We start from the raw sequence: 18,144 nt of genomic DNA, 5'->3' as shown, positions 1-18,144 counted from the left end.
AAGTCGAGGCACAATTCTGTGTGCCTATTTAACTGTCCGGGAAATCCGGGATACCTCAGATCCGACATTCGGACACGGGCTCTGCCATAGCGGCCGCTACGGCAGAGCCCGTGTCCGAATGTCAGATCTGACCCCGGGTTGTTTCAGACGGCCGGGGTTACAGCGCGCGGGCGATCAGCAGTTTCTGGATGTCGCTGGTGCCTTCGTAAATCTGGCAGACGCGCACGTCGCGGTAGATGCGCTCCACCGGGAAGTCGGACACGTAGCCGTAGCCGCCGTGCACCTGGATCGCGTCCGAACATACCCGCTCGGCCATCTCGGAGGCGAACAGCTTGGCCATCGCGGCTTCCTTCAGGCATGGCAGGCCGGCGTCCTTCATCGAGGCCGCGTGGCGGATCAACTGGCGCGCCGCTTCGATCTGCGTCGCCATGTCCGACAGCCGGAACTGCACCGCCTGGTGCTCGAAGATGGGCTTGCCGAAGCTCTCGCGCTCGCGGGCATACGCCAGCGCCGCCTCGTACGCGGCGCGCGCCATGCCCACCGCCTGCGAGGCGATGCCGATGCGGCCGCCTTCCAGTCCGGACAGGGCGATCTTGTAGCCCTGGCCTTCCTCGCCGATCAGGTTTTCGGCCGGGATGCGGCAGTTCTCGAACAGGATCTGCGCGGTGTCCGACGAGTGCTGGCCCATCTTCTGCTCCAGCCCGGTGACGATGTAGCCCGGCGCCGAGGTCGGCACCCAGAACGCGCTGATCCCCTTCTTGCCGGCCGCCTTGTCGGTCACGGCCATGACGATGGCCACGTCCGCATACTTGCCGCTGGTGATGAACTGCTTGGTGCCGTTGATGACGTATTCATTGCCGTCGCGCGTGGCGGTGGTGCGCAGCGCGGCGGCGTCGCTGCCGGTGTGCGGCTCGGTCAGGCAGAAGGCACCCAGCATCTCGCCCTGCGCCAACGGACGCAGCCATTGCTGCTTCTGCTGGTCGTTGGCGTACATCATCGCGATGCTGCACACCGGGCAGTTGTTGACGGAGATGATGGTGGAGGTGCCGCCGTCGCCGGCCGCGATCTCTTCCAGCACCAGCGCGAGGGACACGTAATCCATGCCGGCGCCGCCCAGCGCTTCCGGCACGGCCACGCCGAAGGCGCCCAGCGCCGCCAGCTCCTTCAATTCCTCTTTCGGGAAGTGATGCTCCCTGTCCCAGCGGGCCGCGTTGGGGGCCAGACGCTCCCGCGCAAACGTGCGCAGGGCATCGCGGATCATTTCGTGTTCTTCGCTCAGTATCATGTTGTCTCGTTTATGTTTTGTGTTACCAGCCGATGGTTGTGCCATCGTAATTGCGATAGACCGCTGTGTCGGACGCGGGTAGCGCCGCCAGCGTCGCGCGGATGCCGGCCGCGCTTTCTTCCACCGAAATATCGGCGCCGGCGCCGCCCATGTCGGTGCGCACCCAGCCCGGATGGAAGGCCACGCAGGTCGCGCCCTGCTTGCCGAACGTCAGCGCCGTGTCGATCAGCACCGAATTCAGCGCGGCCTTGCTGGCGCGGTACAGCGAACCGCTCGGGTTGTTGCGCTCGCTCAGCGAACCCATTCTCGACGACAGCACCGCCAGCTTGCCGCGCGCCGCGCCCACCATCGGCGCGATGATGGGCAGCAGCCGCATCGCCGCCAGCACGTTGGTGTGCATCACGCTGTCGAAGTCCGTCTGCAGCGGGAAGCCGTCGTGGCGCGGGCCGTACACGCCGGCGTTGAGGATGGCCACGTTGAGCTCCTCGCCGTCCAGCTTCCAGCCCAGGCCGGCGCAGGCCTCGACATTGGTCACGTCCAGCGCATGGGCTTCGGCACCCATCGCGGCCAGCGTGTCGACATCTTCCGCCTTGCGCGCGGTGGCGATCACGCGCCAGCCGTCGGCCAGGTACTGGCGCGCCATTTCCAGGCCGATGCCGCGCGAGGCGCCGATGATGAGTGCCGTCGCCATCCGCTTACACCAGCTCGATGGCCATTGCCGTGGCCTCGCCGCCGCCGATGCACAGCGCCGCCACGCCCTTCTTGCCGCCGGTGCGCTTCAGCGCGCCGATCAGGGTGACGATGATGCGCGCGCCGGAGGCGCCGATCGGGTGGCCCAGCGCGCAGGCGCCGCCGTGGATGTTGATCTTGTCGTGCGGGATGTCGAGGTCGCGCATGGCGGCCATCGGCACGGCGGCGAAGGCTTCGTTGATCTCGAACAGGTCGACGTCCTTGGTGCTCCAGCCGATTTTCTTGTACAGCTTTTCGACCGCGTCGATCGGCGCGGTGGTGAACAGGTTGGGTTCCTTGGCGAAGGTGGCATGGCCGTGGATTTTGGCGATCGGCGTCAGGCCCAGCTTCTTCGCGGTCGATTCGCGCATCATCACCAGCGCGGCGGCGCCGTCATTGATCGACGACGACGAGGCGGCGGTGATGGTGCCGTCCTTCTTGAACGCGGCGCGCAGGGTCGGGATCTTCTCAACCTTGGCTTTCAGCGGGCCTTCATCCTTGTCGATGACGGTGTCGCCGGCGCGGCTGGTGACGGTGACGGGCGCGATTTCCCACTTGAACCAGCCTTCGCTGGTGGCGACCTGCGCGCGCTTGACCGATTCGATGGCGAAGTTGTCCTGCGCCTCGCGGGTGAATTCGTACTTGGCCGAGCACTCTTCGGCGAAGGTGCCCATCGAGCGGCCTTCGCCGGTTTTCTCGTTGCGCGAGTAGGCGTCTTCCAGGCCGTCGTACATCATGTGGTCGAACAGCATGCCGTGGCCGATGCGGTAGCCGCCGCGCGCCTTCGGCACCAGGTAGGGCGCGTTGGTCATCGATTCCATGCCGCCGGCGATCACCACCTCGGCGCTGCCGGCGACCAGCTGGTCGTGGGCGAAGATGGCGGCCTGCATCGCCGAGCCGCACATCTTGGACAGCGTGACGGCGCCGGTCGAGGTCGGCAGGCCGGCTTTCAGCAGGGCCTGGCGCGCCGGCGCCTGGCCCTGGCCCGCCATCAGGCAGTTGCCGAAGTAGACGTGCTCGACCAGATTGGCGGCTATGCCGGAACGCTCGACGGCGGCCTGGATCGCGACGGCGCCCAGGTCGTGCGCGGCCTTGGCGGAGAAGTCGCCCTGGAAGGCGCCCATGGGGGTGCGGGCTGCACCGACGATAACGATAGGATCATTCATTTTCTAGTATCTCCATAAATGGCGGCTGGATCGCCGCCGGTGGGTTTGCGTGTTGATTGCTGAATCGGATGTGCTGCGGATATGGAAACACGTCTTCGACGTGGCCATCCAGAATGCGCTGTTTGCGCATTTGCCACCAGGCTTGCGTCAACAAGTCGGCGTGATGCTTCATGAAAAATTTGCGGATCTTGGCGTTCCCCAGCAGGAACCTGCCGAACTGCTCGGGGAAGACGTCGTACTTGCCGACCGGGTACCACGGTTCGGCGGCCATTTCCTCTTCCTCGTTGCGCGCTTCCGGAATGGTGCGGAAATGGCAGTCGGTGATGTATTCGATTTCGTCGTAGTCGTAGAACACCACGCGCTGGTGGCGGGTGACGCCGAAGTTCTTGTACAGCATGTCGCCGGGGAAGATGTTGGCGGCCACCAGTTCCTTGATGGCGTTGCCGTATTCCAGCACGCCGTGCTCGATCTGCACGTCGTCGTTGTCGTTCTCGGCGTTGGTCAGCCAGATGTTCAGCGGCACCATGCGGCGCTCGATGTACAGGTGCTTGATGACGATCTGCTCGCCGTCCTCCTCGATCAGCGACGGCGCGTAGTGTTTCAGCTCGGCGATCAGCTCTTCCTTGAAGCGGTGGCGCGGGAAGGCGACGTTCGAGTATTCCAGCGTGTCGGCCATGCGGCCGACGCGGTCGTGGTGTTTCACCAGCAGGTATTTTTCCTTGATCAGCGCGCGCGTGGTTTCCTTGGGCGGGGGGAAGAAATCCTTGATGACCTTGAACACGTACGGGAACGACGGCAGCGCGAACACCAGCATCACCAGGCCGCGGATGCCGGGGGCGATCTCGAACAGGTCGGACGAGTGCTTCAGGTGCTGCAGGTAGTCGCGGTAGAACAGCGTCTTGCCCTGCTTTTGCAGGCCGAGGATGGTGTAGATCTCGCTGCGCGGCTTGCGCGGCAGCAGCGTGCGCAGGAACTGCACGTAGGCCGACGGCACTTCCATGTCGACCAGGAAGTAGGCGCGCGTGAACGAGAACAGGACGGCGATCTGCTCGGGGTCGAACAGCACGGTGTCGAGGATCAGCTCGCCATGCTTGTTGTGCAGGATGGGCACGACAAACGGATATTCCCGGTTGCCGTTGATGCCCTTGCCGACGATGTAGGCGCCCTTGTTGCGGAAGAACAGGCTCGACAGCACGTGGATCTGGTGGTTCGGCTCCAGCTTGGCGTTGCCGAAGATTTGCGTCAGCCGCACCTCGACCTGTTCGACGTCGCGCGTCAGGTTGGCGAATTTCGCGTCCAGCTGGAAGTTGGTGATGATGCGCTTGAGCGTGAAGTGCAGGCCGTCGGTGCCGGGATAGTAGACGCGGTAGGTCGGGCGCGGTTCCTCGGTTTCGATGTATTCGGTCGACACGACCGGGCGCACGAAGATGAATTCGTTGTGGAAGTAGCTGCGGTGCAGGATGTTGCAGCAGACCGAGTTGAAGAAGGTTTCGGCCAGCTCTGGCTGCTTGTGGTCGGACAGCATGCCGATGTAGTGCAGCTTGAGCTCGCGCCACACTTCGTCGGTCAGTTCCTCCGCGTCGTATTCGTCTTCCAGCATCTGCACGCATTCCTGCACGCGCTTGTCGTAGAAGTCGATGCGCTCGCGCGCGGCCTGCTGCGCCGCGACCCACGCGCCGCGCTCGAAGTGCTGCTTGGCCTGCTGGCTGGTCTGGCGGAACAAGCGGTAGTGCTTGTCGAAGCCGTCGCGTATCGTGCGCGCGATGTCGAACGCGATCTGCGAGCGCAGCAGTTTTGGGAAAGCAGCCTGGATCATGGGTCAAGTACCGATGTCGTTTAAGCCGTCATTCCCGCGCAGGCGGGAATCCACGGAACGCCTGCTAATCCAGCTCGGCATGGATCCCCGCTTTCGCGGGGATGACGTGCAAGCGGGTTCCTACTTGGTTTCCGCGAACAGTTCGCGGCCGATCAGCATGCGGCGGATTTCGCTGGTGCCGGCGCCGATTTCATACAACTTGGCATCGCGCCACAGGCGGCCGACCGGATACTCGTTGATGTAGCCGTTGCCGCCCAGCGTCTGGATCGCCTCGCCGGCCATCCAGGTCGCTTTTTCCGCGCTATACAAAATGGCTCCCGCCGCGTCCTTGCGCAGCTGGCGGACCGCTTCCGGGCTGGTGGCGCGGTCGCAAGCCTGACCGACGGCGTAGACATAGGCCTTGCACGCCATCATGGTCGAGTACATGTCCGCAATCTTACCCTGCATTAGCTGGAATTCGCCGATAGGCTGGCCGAATTGCTTGCGGTCGTGGATGTACGGCACCACCGCGTCCATGCAGGCCTGCATGATGCCCAGAGGGCCGCCGGACAGCACGGTGCGCTCGAAGTCCAGGCCGGACATCAGCACGTTGACGCCCTTGCCCAGGCCGCCCAGCACGTTTTCGGCCGGCACTTCGCAGTCTTCAAACACCAGTTCGCCGGTGTGCGAGCCGCGCATGCCCAGCTTGTCCAGCTTCTGCGCCACGGAGAAGCCCTTGAAATGTTTCTCGATCAGGAAGGCGGTCATGCCTTTCGGGCCGGCTTCGAGGTCGTTCTTGGCGTAGACCACCAGCACGTCGGCGTCGGGGCCGTTGGTGATCCACATCTTGGTGCCGTTCAGCACCCAGCGGTCGCCCTTGAAGTCGGCGCGCAGCTTCATGCTGACCACGTCGGAGCCGGCGTTCGGCTCGGACATGGCCAGCGCGCCCACGTATTCGCCGGAAATCAGCTTGGGCAGGTATTTCCGCTTTTGCTCTTCGGTGCCGTTGCGCTTGATCTGGTTGACGCACAGGTTAGAGTGGGCGCCGTAGGACAGGCCGACCGAGGCCGAGGCGCGCGAGATTTCCTCCATCGCCACGATGTGGGCCAGGTAGCCCATGTTGGCGCCGCCGTATTCCTCGGGCACGGTGATGCCGAGCACGCCCAGCTCGCCCATCTTGCGCCACAGGTCCATCGGGAACTGGTCGCTGCGGTCGATTTCTGCGGCGCGCGGCGCGATTTCCGCGGCGGCGAACTGTTGCACGGCTTCGCGCAGGGCGGCGATGTCTTCGCCGTGGTCAAAGGTCAGGCCTGGGAGATGGAGCATGTCGTCCTCGATTCTTTTGTTTTGTGGAGCGGGTTGGAGCGCCTATGATACGCCCATGTTACGTTAACGTAAACGTCAACCACGTTCGGCGATGGCCGCCAGCAGTCGTTTGCACTCGTCTTCGTGGGCGGTGACCTCGGCCAGCGACATTTCGATGTCCTCGCGCTGCTGTTCCAGCGTTTCGCGGTGATGCGCCAGCACGTCGAGGAAGCGGTTCATCTGGGCGCTGGTGTCTTTTGGCGTTTCATACATGTCGACCAGGCTTTTGATCTCCGACAGCGACAGGCCCAGGCGCTTGCCGCGCAGGGTCAGTTTGAGGCGGGTGCGGTCGCGCGGCGTGTAGACTCGGTTGCGGCCGCCGGCGCCCTCGCGCGAGGGATTGAGCAAGCCCTGGTCTTCGTAGAAGCGGATGGCGCGCGCCGTGATGTCGAATTCACGGGCCAGTTCGGTGATGGTATAGGTAGGCATCTCTAGGTTTGCGGTAAAGTCGTACAATTTCCGTTTACGTCAACGTCAAGCACATTGTAGCGCGCCTGACTTCCTGAAAGAAGAAAAATGAACCCACTCGAAGCGCAACTGGATTATCCGCTGGGCGACACCATCCCGGCCGCCGGCACCGTGCACGAGCTCGCTCCCGGCCTGCGCTGGCTGCGCATGCCGCTGCCGTTCGCGCTGGACCACATCAATCTGTGGCTGCTCAGGGACGATGACCAGGAGCGTGCGGGCTGGGCCATCGTCGACAGCGGCGTCGCCAGCGACGCCACGCGGGAAGCCTGGGAAGCGGTGTACGCCACCGGGCTGGACGGCCTGCCGGTGCGGCGGGTGTTCGCCACCCATTGCCATCCCGACCACATCGGCCTGGCCGACTGGCTGTGCCGGCGCTGGGACGCGCCGCTGTGGACCACCACCGGCGAATATGCGTTCGCCCGCATGATGTCGGCGGCCCTGCCGGGGGTGGACGGCGCCGCGGCGCTGCCGCACTTCCAGCGCCACGGCCTGCGCGACCCGGACCTGCTGGAAAAGATGACTAGCCGGAAAAGTTACTACCCGACGCTGGTACCGTCGGTACCATCCTCCTACACCCGCATCCAGGACGGACAGTTGGTGGCAATTGGTGACCAGCAATGGCGGGTGATCACCGGTTTCGGCCATGCGCCGGAACATGCGTCGTTGTACTGCGCCAAGCTGAACGTGCTGATCGCCGGCGACATGGTGCTGCCAAGAATCTCCACCAATGTATCGGTTTTCGCCGTCGAGCCGGAGGCGAACTCGCTGACGCTGTATCTGGATTCGCTGGGCAAGTTTGTTGATTTGCCGAACGATGTACTGGTTTTGCCTTCCCACGGCAAGCCATTCAAAGGCTTGCACACCCGCATCGCACAATTGCGCCAGCACCATGTCGAACGGCTGGCCGAGGTGGTCGACGCCTGCCGCGACTGGCAGTCGGCGGCCGACATCGTGCCGCTGATGTTCAAGCGGGCGCTGGATGCCCACCAACTGAGCTTCGCGCTGGGCGAGGCGCTGGCCCACCTGCACAAATTGTGGCACGACGGTATCGTGCGACGTCAAACAGGGGCCGACGGCATCATACGTTTCCGTATGAAGTGACGTCGAAAGTTTGGCTCCAGGCGGGGAGTGGTGTTATTGTAATAACTTCACTATTTCCACTGAAATAGCCTCCGGAATTTCGGCTCCTTTCGCGGTGCGGAACCGAACAAAATTCGGAGCCGGCCCGCGCAGACGTTTGCACTTACAGAGGATGAAGTGTTAATTATAAAATCCTATCACGTCACAATCAGATCTTAAAAACAAGAGACTGACTTTCATGACGCAACGTGAAATAGTGCAATTATGAATTCTTCAAATGAACGCGAAAGCTTTAGCCAGCGCTTACAACAGGCTCTCAAGAACGCCCACTACTCCCCCGATAGTCCGACGCGGTTGGCGCGGGAGTTCAACATCCGTTTCGATGGTCGTCCGATTACCGTCCACGCCGCCCGCAAATGGCTGGTAGGAGAGGCGATACCGACCCAGGAAAAGCTGCGCATGATCGCCCAGTGGCTGGGCGTACCGGCCGAATGGCTGCGTTTTGGCGGCCCCGAGGCGGGCGCGCCGGCCGGCGACGGCGGCAACGGCCTGTCGCGTTTCGAGTCGGCCGACGTCAAGCTGATCGCCGATTTGCAGCGCCTGGACGAGCATCATCGCCAGATCGCGCGCGAATTTATTCGCATGTTGGTCCGTGTTAATTACCAAAAGTAGTCATTTTAAGTAGTATTACGGAGAGATTTTGACCGGATGTGGCCGGCGACAGTAGTGTTTCCGTGTGAAACTAGTTTCACGGTTTAGCCAGCTTTTGTTCGGACCGGGCGCACCTCAGGGGGCGCCCTTTTTATTTTTGGACGCCTTGCGAATTGTCATGGATTCGACACGGATTTGAGGCACAATAGGCAATCAGCGCCGCTGAACCGCAGCATTTACTTCGGGAGCCAAGCTTTTGAGCCGTCTTATGAAAAGTAACTACAGCAACGTCGCGCAGCTAAAAGATTTGATGACCGTCCCCCCGATGACCGCCGCCCAACATGCCGAGGTGATGCGCAAGCGTATCGCCCACCGCCGTATGGTCGAGGAAGCGCGGGATCTGAAGAAAGCCAGCGGATCGCAGTTCGATAAACGCTAGGCTGGAAGCTGGTTTTAGCTGGACTCGCTGGTGGGCTTCATGCCGTTCCAGCGCGGGGCCAGCGTGTGCTCGATGCCGAACAAATCGATGACCCGGCCGACGGTGTGATCGACCATCTCCGCAATACTTTGCGGGTTGTGATAAAAGCTCGGCAGCGGCGGGAAGATGATCCCGCCCATTTCCGTCACCGCCGTCATATTGCGCAAATGCGCCAGGTTGAACGGCGTTTCCCTCACCATCAGCACCAGGCGGCGGCGCTCCTTGAGCACCACGTCGGCCGCGCGCGCGATCAGGTTGTCCGACAGGCCGTGGGCCACCGAGGCCAGCGTCTTCATCGAGCAGGGCGCGACGATCATCCCGTCAGACTGGAAGGAACCGCTGGCGATCGAGGCGCCGATGTCGCGCACCTTGTGCACCACGTGGGCCAGGTCTTCGACTTCGCGCCGCTGCAGCCCGGTTTCCTGGTGCAGCGTGAGGACCGCGGCATCGGAGACGATCAGGTGCGTCTCGATAGGGCGGCTCCCCGACCCGGCATCTTTTAAATGCTGCAGCAGACGCACGCCATACACGGCGCCCGTGGCGCCGGTGATGGCGACAACGATCCGCCGCGGCCTGTCAGGCATCCAGCAGGGCTTTCAGCTCACCCGACTCGAACATTTCGTTCATGATGTCCGAACCGCCGATGAACTCGCCTTTCACGTACAGCTGTGGAATGGTCGGCCAGTTCGAGTAGTCCTTGATGCCCTGGCGGACTTCAGGATCTTCCAGAACGTTCACGGTTGCAATGTTTTCAACGCCGCAAGCTTTCAGGATCTGGATGGCGCGGCCGGAGAAGCCGCATTGCGGGAACTGGGCGGTGCCCTTCATGAACAGCACCACCGGGGTGTTGGTCACGGTTTCTTTGATCCAGGTTTGTACGTCGCTCATAGCTGCCTCAGTGAAAAGATGTATTAGGTGCCGACATTTTATAAGAAAATGCCGGCGCCGGTATTATTGCGGCCGGTTTAGCCGCGCAGCTTGGCGAAGGCCGCCGCCATGCTGCCGCCGATAGGCTCGGACCTGGCGGTCTGCTTCTGGTGCTGGCCCATGCTCTTGCGGTCGTTGTGGCGGGCGTCGCTACGCTCGCCGCGCTGCTGCGGCTGCGAGCCGGCTTGCGGCGCGCTGTCGGTCAGGCGCATGGTCAGCGCGATGCGCTTGCGCTTCTCGTCCACTTCCAGCACCTTGACCTTGACCACCTGGCCGGCCTTGACCACCGTGTGCGGGTCCTTGACGAAGGTGTTCGACAGCGCCGAGATGTGCACCAGGCCGTCCTGGTGCACGCCGATGTCGACAAACGCGCCGAACGCCGCCACGTTGGTGACCACGCCTTCGAGGATCATGTCCGGACGCAGGTCGCGGATCTCTTCCACGCCGTCCTTGAAGGTGGCGGTGGTGAATTCCGGACGCGGATCGCGGCCCGGCTTTTCCAGCTCCTTCAGGATGTCGGAGATGGTCGGCACGCCGAACTTGTCGTCCGCATACTTGGCCGGGTTCAGCGTCTTGATCAGCGCGGTTTCGCCGATGACGGCCTTGATGTCCTTCTTGATGTCGCCCAGGATCTTCTCCACCAGCGGATACGATTCCGGGTGCACCGCCGAGGCGTCCAGCGGATTCTCGCCGCCCATCACGCGCAGGAAGCCGGCCGCCTGTTCGAAGGTCTTGTCGCCCAGGCGCGGCACCGACTTCAGCGCCGCGCGCGAGGTGAACGCGCCCTTGACGTCGCGGTAGGAAACGATGGCCTGCGCCACCGAGGCCGACAGGCCCGACACGCGCGCCAGCAGCGGCGCCGAGGCGGTGTTGACGTCGACGCCGACCGCGTTCACGCAATCCTCGACCACCGCGTCCAGCGAGCGGGCCAGCTGGGTTTGCGACACGTCGTGCTGGTACTGGCCGACGCCGATCGATTTCGGATCGATCTTGACCAGCTCGGCCAGCGGATCCTGCAGCCGGCGCGCGATCGACACGGCGCCGCGCAGCGACACGTCCATGTCCGGCAATTCGCGCGAGGCGAACTCGGACGCCGAGTACACGGAAGCGCCCGCCTCCGAGACGACGATCTTGGTCATCTTCTGCTCGGGGTGCTGCTTGATCAGGTCCTGCGCCAGCTTGTCGGTCTCGCGCGAGGCGGTGCCGTTGCCGATCGAGATCAGGGAGACGTTGTGCTTGGCGGCCAGCCGGCCCAGCGTGTGCAGCGAGCCGTCCCAGTCGTTCTTCGGCTGGTGCGGGTAGATGACGGCGGTGTCGACCACCTTGCCGGTGGCGTCCACCACCGCCACCTTGACGCCGGTGCGCAGGCCCGGATCCAGGCCCATGGTGGCGCGCTGGCCGGCCGGCGCGGCCAGCAGCAGCGCCTTCAGGTTGGTGGCGAAGACGTTGATCGCGTCCAGCTCGGAGCGTTCGCGCAACGCGCCCATCAGTTCGGTTTCCAGGTGCATGAAGCTCTTCACGCGCCAGGTCCAGCGGGCCGTGTCGGCCAGCCATTTGTCGGCCGGACGGCCCTGGTTCTTGATGCCGAAGCGGGCGGCGATGCGGCCTTCGCACGGATTGTGCGGCGCGTCCCACTTCGGTTTCTCGGCTTCGGTATCGAGCCGCAGGACGACGTCGAGGATGCCTTCGCGGCGTCCGCGCAACAGCGCCAGCGCGCGGTGCGACGGCACGGTGCCTATGGTTTCGGAATAATCGAAGTAGTCGGCGAACTTTTCGCCTTCGTCCTGTTTGCCTTCAATGACCTTGGACTCAACAATCCCATGCTCTTGTACGTATTCGCGCAAGGATTGCAGCAAGGTTGCATCTTCGGCAAAGCGTTCCATCAGGATCTGGCGCGCGCCGTCGAGCGCCGCCTTGGTGTCGGCCACGCCCGGATTGTTGCCGTCGGCGGTGGTGAAGGCTTCGCGCAGGAATTTGCCGGCTTCCGTTTCCGGATTCAGTTCCGGGTTGTCCAGCAGGCCGTCGGCCAGCGGCGCCAGGCCCGCTTCGATGGCGATTTGCGCTTTTGTGCGGCGTTTTTGCTTGTATGGCAGGTATAAGTCTTCGAGGCGGGTCTTGTCTTCTGCATGCATGACAGCATCTAACAGTTCCGGCGTCATCTTGTTCTGTTCGGTGATCGATGCCACGATAGCGGCACGGCGGTCTTCCAGCTCGCGCAGGTAGCGCAGGCGCTCTTCGAGCAGACGCAGCTGGATGTCGTCCAGGCCGCCGGTGGCTTCTTTCCGGTAGCGGGCGATGAAGGGGACGGTGGCGCCCTCGTCCAACAGGGCGATGGCGGCGGCGACCTGAACCGGTTTGCAGGTCAATTCCAGGGCAAGACGTTGTTCGATAGAGGGCAACATGTGGGTGATTCCTAAGCAGTCAAGCCCGGAATGATACGCAATCGGCGCGAATGTGCCAGTCTTGACAGTCCAAAAGGACTGTGGGCGTGGCCAGAACGTGGTCTGTAACACGTTTACATGCGGGTTTTATGAAGAATCCGCAAACACGAACGCGTGTATGGCGGATAATATCGCCTGTTGCCGTTTTTGAACCATCTTTGAACAACAATGCGACCTATGGATTTTACCCGCGACGACGCCACCGACGATGTTCCCGCCAAGCCAGCCGCACCGGCCGCTCCCGCATCTCCCGCCCGCCCTGCGCCGCCCGCGAATCAATTGTCGTACGCCGTAGCCACCTGGCTGCAGCGTGTGGATGCCGCAGCCCATCCCAAAGCCAAACTGAACGCGCCGCCGGTCGATACCGACCCCAAACAAACCCAATACAAGCTGATCTACGTGATGGCGCCCACCAGCGGCGGCCGCCATGTGGCGCTGTGCCTGTACAAGGCCCGCCTGCGCTCGAACGGCGACGTCGCCGCGGCCAGTCCCGTCAGCGAAGTGTTTTCGCTGCTGTCGGCGCCGCCGAGTTTCCTCGCGCCCGGCGACGAGGACTTGATCCGCTTCTTCGTTGCCATGCGCAGCGGACAGAATTCCCAGACCGGCTCGGCCACCGAACCGCGCGGCAAGATCGGCGCGGCTCTGCTGGACATGCTGGCCGAACAGGATAAATTGCTCTGGGCAAACTCCTGGGCCGACGTCGGCAACGGCCTGGTCTACCCGCTGAAGGGCGGCGTGATGCGCGAAGCCAACCTGGCCTGGCGCGAGGAAGGCAAGGGCCTGCGCCTGGGCTGGCAGGTGCAGGCGCCGCCGAACGCCAAGCACGTCGGCGCCGACCAGGTCGACTACATGCTGCCGACCGATCCGCCGTGGTATATCGACAACCTGTCCTGCGGCGTGCTGCAGCTGAACCAGGGCGGCGCGACGATCCCGCTGGCCGACCTGCAGGCGCTGGTGGCGCAGGCCCCGCTGCTGACCGCCAACGACAAGATGCGCGTGTCGCAGCTGCTGCTGGCGCACGGCCTGCAGGGCCTGATGCCGCTGCCGCAGCCGCTGCCGCAGCGCGTGCGCGACGACGTCAAGCCGCGCCCGGTGCTGACGCTGGACGCGGCGATGCTGGCCGACGGTTCGCTGCAGCGCTGGCACGATTTCGCCGTGCTGTCGTTCGACTACGACGGCGAGCGCGTGTCCTTCGACCCGTCGCAGCGCGTGGTGCGCCAGAAGGGCGACGTCACCGAGATCATCCAGCGCGACGCCGACGCCGAAGGGCTGGCGCTGTCGTTGCTGACCGAGCGCCATTTCGTGGCGCCGGCCACGCTGCCGCTGAGCAGCGTCAAGGGCGGCCTGTTGCTGCCGACGCAGGCGGAATGGATACGCTTCGCCCGCGACGGCATCGCCGCCTTGAAGGAGGCCGGCTGGAAAGTCGAGAAAACCGTCAAATACCGCTACGACATCACCGACGTCGGCGACTGGTACGCCGAAGTGGTGGAGGATCCGGCCGACGGCGGCCACGCCTGGTTCGACCTGGAGCTGGGCATCGTGGTCAACCAGGAGCGCGTGCCGCTGCTGCCGGTGCTGGTGCAGCTGATCCGCGGCGCGCCCAACGATTTCAATCCGAAAGCCATCGCCAACCACGGCGACGAGGACCAGATGCTGGCCACCCTGCCCGACGGCAGCCGCGTCGCCTTGCCGTGGGGCCGCGTCAAACCGATCCTGAACACGCTGGGCGAGTTGTATTTCAGCGACAAAATCAAGACCTCGCTGCACATGGCCACGCTGGACGCCGCGCGCCTGGACGAACTGGCCCGCAACGTCGAATTGCTCTGGACCGGCGGCGAGGAATTGCGCGACATGGGCGCGCGCCTGAACCAGTTCGGCGCGGTCAAGCGCATCGCCACGCCGGCCGGGCTGCAAGCCACGTTGCGCGACTATCAAAGCGATGGCTTGTCCTGGATGCAATTCCTGCGCGAATACGGCTTCGCCGGCATCCTGGCCGACGACATGGGCCTGGGCAAGACGGTGCAAACCCTGGCCCACATCCTGGTCGAAAAAGAGGCGGGCCGCTTGACGGCGCCGGCACTGGTCATCGCGCCGACCAGCCTGATGGGCAACTGGCAGGAAGAGGCGGCGCGTTTCGCTCCCGGCCTGCGCGTGCTGCTGCTGCAAGGCAAGGACCGCATGGCCCAGTTCGACCAGATCGCCGAGTCCGACCTGGTGCTGACCACCTATGCGCTGCTGCCGCGCGACGAGGAAAAACTGCGCGAGCACGATTTCCACCTGGTCATCCTGGACGAGTCGCACTACATCAAGAACACCCGCTCCAAGGCGGCCCAGAGCGCCGGCCTGCTGCGCGCGCGCCACCGCCTGTGCCTGTCCGGCACGCCGCTGGAAAACCACCTGGGCGAGCTGTGGTCGCAATTCCACTTCCTGCTGCCGGGACTGCTGGGCGATGAAAAAGGTTTCAACACCGTGTTCCGCCACCCGATCGAACGCCAGGACGATCCGCTGCGCCGCGCGCTGCTGAACCGCCGCATCAAGCCTTTCCTGCTGCGCCGGACCAAGGACAACGTGGCCAAGGAACTGCCGCCGAAGACGGAGATGGTGCGCAAGGTCGAGCTGACCGGCGCCCAGCGCGACCTGTACGAAACCGTGCGGCTGGCGATGGACCAGAAAGTGCGCGACGAGATCGACCGCAAGGGCGTGGCCCGCAGCCAGATCGTGATCCTGGAAGCGCTGCTGAAGCTGCGCCAGGTCTGTTGCGATCCGCGGCTGGTCAAGTCCACGTCGAAGAAGCAGCAGGCCGCCGGTTCGGCCAAGCTGATCGACCTGATGCAGATGGTCGAGGATTTGCTGGAGGAAAACCGCAAGATCCTGGTGTTCTCGCAGTTCACCAGCATGCTCGAGCTGATCGAGGAAGAACTGGAAGCGCGCGACATTCCGTATGCGCTGCTGACCGGCGACACCAAGGACCGCAGCGCGCAGGTGGCGGCGTTCCAGCAGGGCGCGGTGCCGATTTTCCTGATCAGCCTGAAGGCCGGCGGCGTCGGCCTGAACCTGACGGCGGCCGACACTGTGATCCACTACGATCCGTGGTGGAACCCGGCGGCTGAAAACCAGGCCACCGACCGCGCCTGGCGCATCGGCCAGGACAAGCCGGTGTTCGTCTACAAGCTGATCGCCAAGGGCACGCTGGAAGAGAAAATCCAGGTCCTGCAGCAGAAGAAATCGGACCTGGCGCAATCGATCCTGGCCGAGGGCGAGTCGCAGAAAATGGCGCTCACCCAGGAAGACCTGCAGCAAATCTTCGCGCCGCTGGTGGAATAATGCCCACCGTCGCGGAACTGGAGGCGGCGTTGCGCGAGTCCCGGGCGGAGGTGGAGCGTTGCCGCCTGCTGCTGGAACAACATGCGAACGAGCGCCTGGAGCTGGCGGCCCAGCAAAAGAAGTTCGCGTCGATGTTGTCGCACGAATTCCGCACCCCGCTGTCGACCATAGACGGCGCCGTGCAGCGGCTGGAAATGACCGGCGCCCATCACGACGAAGGCACGCGCAAGCGCTACCGCAAGATCCAGGTGGCGGTCGACCGCATGCTGGCGATGCTGGACGAATACCTGTCGCCCGAACGCATGGCCAGCATCGGCCGCACGCGCCAGCCCGACGAAATCTCGCCGGCCGCGCTGCTGGAATCGGTGGTGGAACAGGCGCGCAGCCGGCGCAATCCGGTCTCGCTGCGGGTCATCGGCTTGCCGCAATGGATGCGCTGCGACCCGGCCGGCATACGCTTATGCATAGAAATATTGCTGGATAATGCGATTAAATACACGGAGCCCAATAGTCCTATAGAATTGCTAGGCAAAATGGCAATGGAAGGCGGGGTCGAGTTCCTGGTGCGCGACCATGGACGCGGCATCCCCGAGGCGGAACTGGCCCGTGTGTTTGATAAATCCTTCCGTGGCAGTAACGCCGCCGGCATACCCGGATCGGGCCTGGGTTTGTATATGGCGCGCTCGGTGTTGGACGTGCACGGCGGTACGGTCAGCGCGCGGAATGTTTCTGAAAGCGGCACAGAATTTCGGATTTGGCTGCCTGTAGCGGCCGCTTCCGGGAAAAGCCTTGCGCGGGCCGGTGGCAACAGTGATAATTCTCTGGACACAAGCTGACGCCGCAGGGCAGGAATGAGCACGGTTGCTCAATAATCGATCGAATGGCGCATCAATGACGCAAATACTCATCGTGGAAGACAATCTGGAGTATGCCGAGGAAATGGCAGAATTCCTGACTGAACTTGAACACGAAGTGCACATCACTAACAACGCCAGCGATATGTGGTCCGCGCTCAGCCAGGGTAATGTGGGCGTAGTGGTGCTGGATCTGGGCTTGCCCGACGAAGACGGCTTCAACGTCATCCCGCGCATGCGCCAGCTGTATCCGCAAATCGGCCTGCTGGTGCTGACCGGCCGTGTGGCTTTCGACAATCGCATCCTCGGCCTGCGCCTGGGCGCCGACCATTACCTGACCAAGCCGATCAAATTCCCGGAACTGGCCGCCCATATCGAGGCGCTGGACCGCCGCGTCGGTCCGCAGGAAACCCTGCCCGTGCCCAGCAAGTGGACGCTGAAAGTCAGCGCCCGCCAGCTGGAGCTGCAGGGGATGGCGATCACGCTGACCGAAAAGGAATGCAACTTCCTGCATCTGCTGACGATCAACACCCGTCCGGTGCCGCGCCAGGTCATCGTGGCCGGTATCGGCGGCGACGACCCGGATGCCGGCCGCCGCGTCGACATGCTGGTGTATCGCTTGCGCAAGAAGGCGCGCACCGGCCTGGGCCAGGATCTGCCGCTGCGCAGCGCCTACGGCGAGGGCTACAGCCTGTCCGCCAGCTTCAATCTCTCTTAATGGGGACAGAGCCAGCGCGATTAGCGCCCGCCGCCAATTAATCGGGGACGGAGTCAAACAACGGAGGTAGAATCGGGTTACCGATCCACCTCCTTTTTGCATTCATGGCCCGCCTACCCCGTCTCATCGTCCCCGGACAACCACATCACGTCATCCAGACCGGCAACAACAACCAGCCGGTTTTCCTGGATGCCGAGGATTACCAAACCTTCCTCGGCTGGCTGCGCACGGCCGCCAAAAACTACAAAGTGGCGATCCACGCCTATGTCCTCATGCCCAATCACCTGCATTTGCTGGTCACTCCGGCCGATGAAAACGGCTTGGGCCAGATGATGCAGTGGGTAGGCCGCTACTACGTGCCCTATTTCAACCAAAAATATAGCCGCAGTGGAACTTTGTGGAATGGACGCTACAAAACCTCGCTGATCGACGCCGAGCAATACTTCATGTTGTGCAGCCGGTATATCGAGTTCAATCCGGTACGCAACGGCATGGTCGGCAAGGCCGAGGATTATCCATGGTCCAGCTATTGCCACCACGCCGGCATACGTCCGGACGGCCTGGTGATCGACCACGCGCAGTTCTGGGCCTTGGGCAATACGCCGTTCCAGCGCGAGGCGGCTTATATCGCGCTGGCCGAGGCGCCGCTCAGCGAGGAGGACATCGCCACCGTCAGCAAGGCGCTGCTCAAGGGTTGGCCGCTGGGTTCCGAGCAATTCAAGACCACGCTGCAGAACCGGGTAAAACGGCAGGTATTGCCGGCCAAACGGGGACGGCCGTTCAAAATCAAGCCGGCGGCCACTTAGCCCATCACTCTGTCCCTAATTAAAATTTTCAGCAACTTGTGGAAAATTAATCTGACT

General features: G+C 63.2%; 16 protein-coding genes. 7 read left to right on the top strand and 9 right to left on the bottom strand.

The features are described from left to right. Positions 1-157: 157 nt before the first annotated feature. The 6 genes from ACCD07_RS29365 to ACCD07_RS29340 all read right to left on the bottom strand — a co-directional run bounded on the left by ACCD07_RS29365 (position 158) and on the right by ACCD07_RS29340 (position 6,769). Positions 158-1,285, bottom strand: a complete 1,128-nt coding sequence (locus ACCD07_RS29365; protein WP_413449383.1) for an acyl-CoA dehydrogenase family protein — start codon at positions 1,283-1,285, stop codon at positions 158-160. A 22-nt stretch (positions 1,286-1,307) separates the two neighbouring features. Further along, entirely contained in the window at positions 1,308-1,976 is a 669-nt protein-coding gene (locus ACCD07_RS29360) for an SDR family oxidoreductase (RefSeq protein ID WP_353401653.1), read from the bottom strand. Between the two features lie 4 nt (positions 1,977-1,980). Beyond that, positions 1,981-3,180, bottom strand: a complete 1,200-nt coding sequence (locus ACCD07_RS29355) for an acetyl-CoA C-acyltransferase (protein ID WP_413449382.1) — start codon at positions 3,178-3,180, stop codon at positions 1,981-1,983. Further along, a complete protein-coding gene (aceK, locus tag ACCD07_RS29350; protein WP_413449381.1) occupies positions 3,173-4,996 on the bottom strand; it encodes a bifunctional isocitrate dehydrogenase kinase/phosphatase in 1,824 nt (607 codons plus the stop codon). The genes ACCD07_RS29355 and aceK overlap by 8 nt, the downstream gene beginning before the upstream one ends. A 120-nt stretch (positions 4,997-5,116) precedes the next feature. Then, positions 5,117-6,301, bottom strand: a complete 1,185-nt coding sequence (locus tag ACCD07_RS29345) for an isovaleryl-CoA dehydrogenase (RefSeq protein ID WP_353401647.1) — start codon at positions 6,299-6,301, stop codon at positions 5,117-5,119. A 75-nt stretch (positions 6,302-6,376) separates the two neighbouring features. After that, complete coding sequence (locus ACCD07_RS29340) at positions 6,377-6,769, bottom strand: MerR family transcriptional regulator (protein WP_176653345.1); 393 nt, start codon at positions 6,767-6,769, stop codon at positions 6,377-6,379. An 87-nt stretch (positions 6,770-6,856) separates the two neighbouring features. Between ACCD07_RS29340 and ACCD07_RS29335 the strand changes: the two genes are divergently transcribed. From ACCD07_RS29335 to ACCD07_RS29325, 3 genes are all read left to right on the top strand, one after another. Then, positions 6,857-7,909, top strand: a complete 1,053-nt coding sequence (locus tag ACCD07_RS29335; protein WP_176653346.1) for an MBL fold metallo-hydrolase — start codon at positions 6,857-6,859, stop codon at positions 7,907-7,909. Positions 7,910-8,152: 243 nt separating this feature from the next. Further along, complete coding sequence (locus tag ACCD07_RS29330) at positions 8,153-8,560, top strand: hypothetical protein (protein WP_176653347.1); 408 nt, start codon at positions 8,153-8,155, stop codon at positions 8,558-8,560. 247 nt (positions 8,561-8,807) lie between these two features. Continuing rightward, entirely contained in the window at positions 8,808-8,978 is a 171-nt protein-coding gene (locus ACCD07_RS29325; RefSeq protein WP_020703835.1) for a hypothetical protein, read from the top strand. A 14-nt stretch (positions 8,979-8,992) separates the two neighbouring features. Here the strand turns inward: ACCD07_RS29325 and ACCD07_RS29320 are convergent, their stop codons facing one another. The 3 genes from ACCD07_RS29320 to ACCD07_RS29310 all read right to left on the bottom strand — a co-directional run bounded on the left by ACCD07_RS29320 (position 8,993) and on the right by ACCD07_RS29310 (position 12,346). Then, positions 8,993-9,601: a UbiX family flavin prenyltransferase gene (locus ACCD07_RS29320; protein WP_353401642.1), complete on the bottom strand. Its 609-nt coding sequence runs from the start codon at positions 9,599-9,601 to the stop codon at positions 8,993-8,995. Further along, positions 9,594-9,905, bottom strand: a complete 312-nt coding sequence (grxD, locus tag ACCD07_RS29315) for a Grx4 family monothiol glutaredoxin (protein WP_008443113.1) — start codon at positions 9,903-9,905, stop codon at positions 9,594-9,596. The genes ACCD07_RS29320 and grxD overlap by 8 nt, the downstream gene beginning before the upstream one ends. A gap of 77 nt (positions 9,906-9,982) precedes the next feature. Beyond that, positions 9,983-12,346, bottom strand: a complete 2,364-nt coding sequence (locus ACCD07_RS29310; RefSeq protein ID WP_413449380.1) for a Tex family protein — start codon at positions 12,344-12,346, stop codon at positions 9,983-9,985. 216 nt (positions 12,347-12,562) lie between these two features. Here ACCD07_RS29310 and ACCD07_RS29305 point away from each other — a divergent pair, with 216 nt between their 5' ends. The 4 genes from ACCD07_RS29305 (at position 12,563) to ACCD07_RS29290 (ending at position 18,087) form a co-directional block, all read left to right on the top strand. Then, complete coding sequence (locus ACCD07_RS29305; RefSeq protein ID WP_176653350.1) at positions 12,563-15,709, top strand: DEAD/DEAH box helicase; 3,147 nt, start codon at positions 12,563-12,565, stop codon at positions 15,707-15,709. Beyond that, positions 15,709-16,545, top strand: a complete 837-nt coding sequence (locus tag ACCD07_RS29300; RefSeq protein ID WP_353401638.1) for a sensor histidine kinase — start codon at positions 15,709-15,711, stop codon at positions 16,543-16,545. The genes ACCD07_RS29305 and ACCD07_RS29300 overlap by 1 nt, the downstream gene beginning before the upstream one ends. A gap of 55 nt (positions 16,546-16,600) precedes the next feature. After that, the gene (locus ACCD07_RS29295; protein ID WP_176653351.1) at positions 16,601-17,281 is read left to right on the top strand and encodes a response regulator transcription factor; all 681 of its coding nucleotides are present in this window, start codon (positions 16,601-16,603) and stop codon (positions 17,279-17,281) included. 104 nt (positions 17,282-17,385) lie between these two features. Then, a complete protein-coding gene (locus ACCD07_RS29290) occupies positions 17,386-18,087 on the top strand; it encodes an REP-associated tyrosine transposase (protein WP_353401636.1) in 702 nt (233 codons plus the stop codon). Positions 18,088-18,144: the final 57 nt, after the last annotated feature.

It is taken from the genome of Duganella sp. Dugasp56, assembly GCF_047304105.1.
GTDB classification, from domain to species: Bacteria; Pseudomonadota; Gammaproteobacteria; order Burkholderiales; family Burkholderiaceae_D; genus Rugamonas; species Rugamonas hordei.
This window is presented reverse-complemented; position numbering and strand designations above follow the sequence as displayed.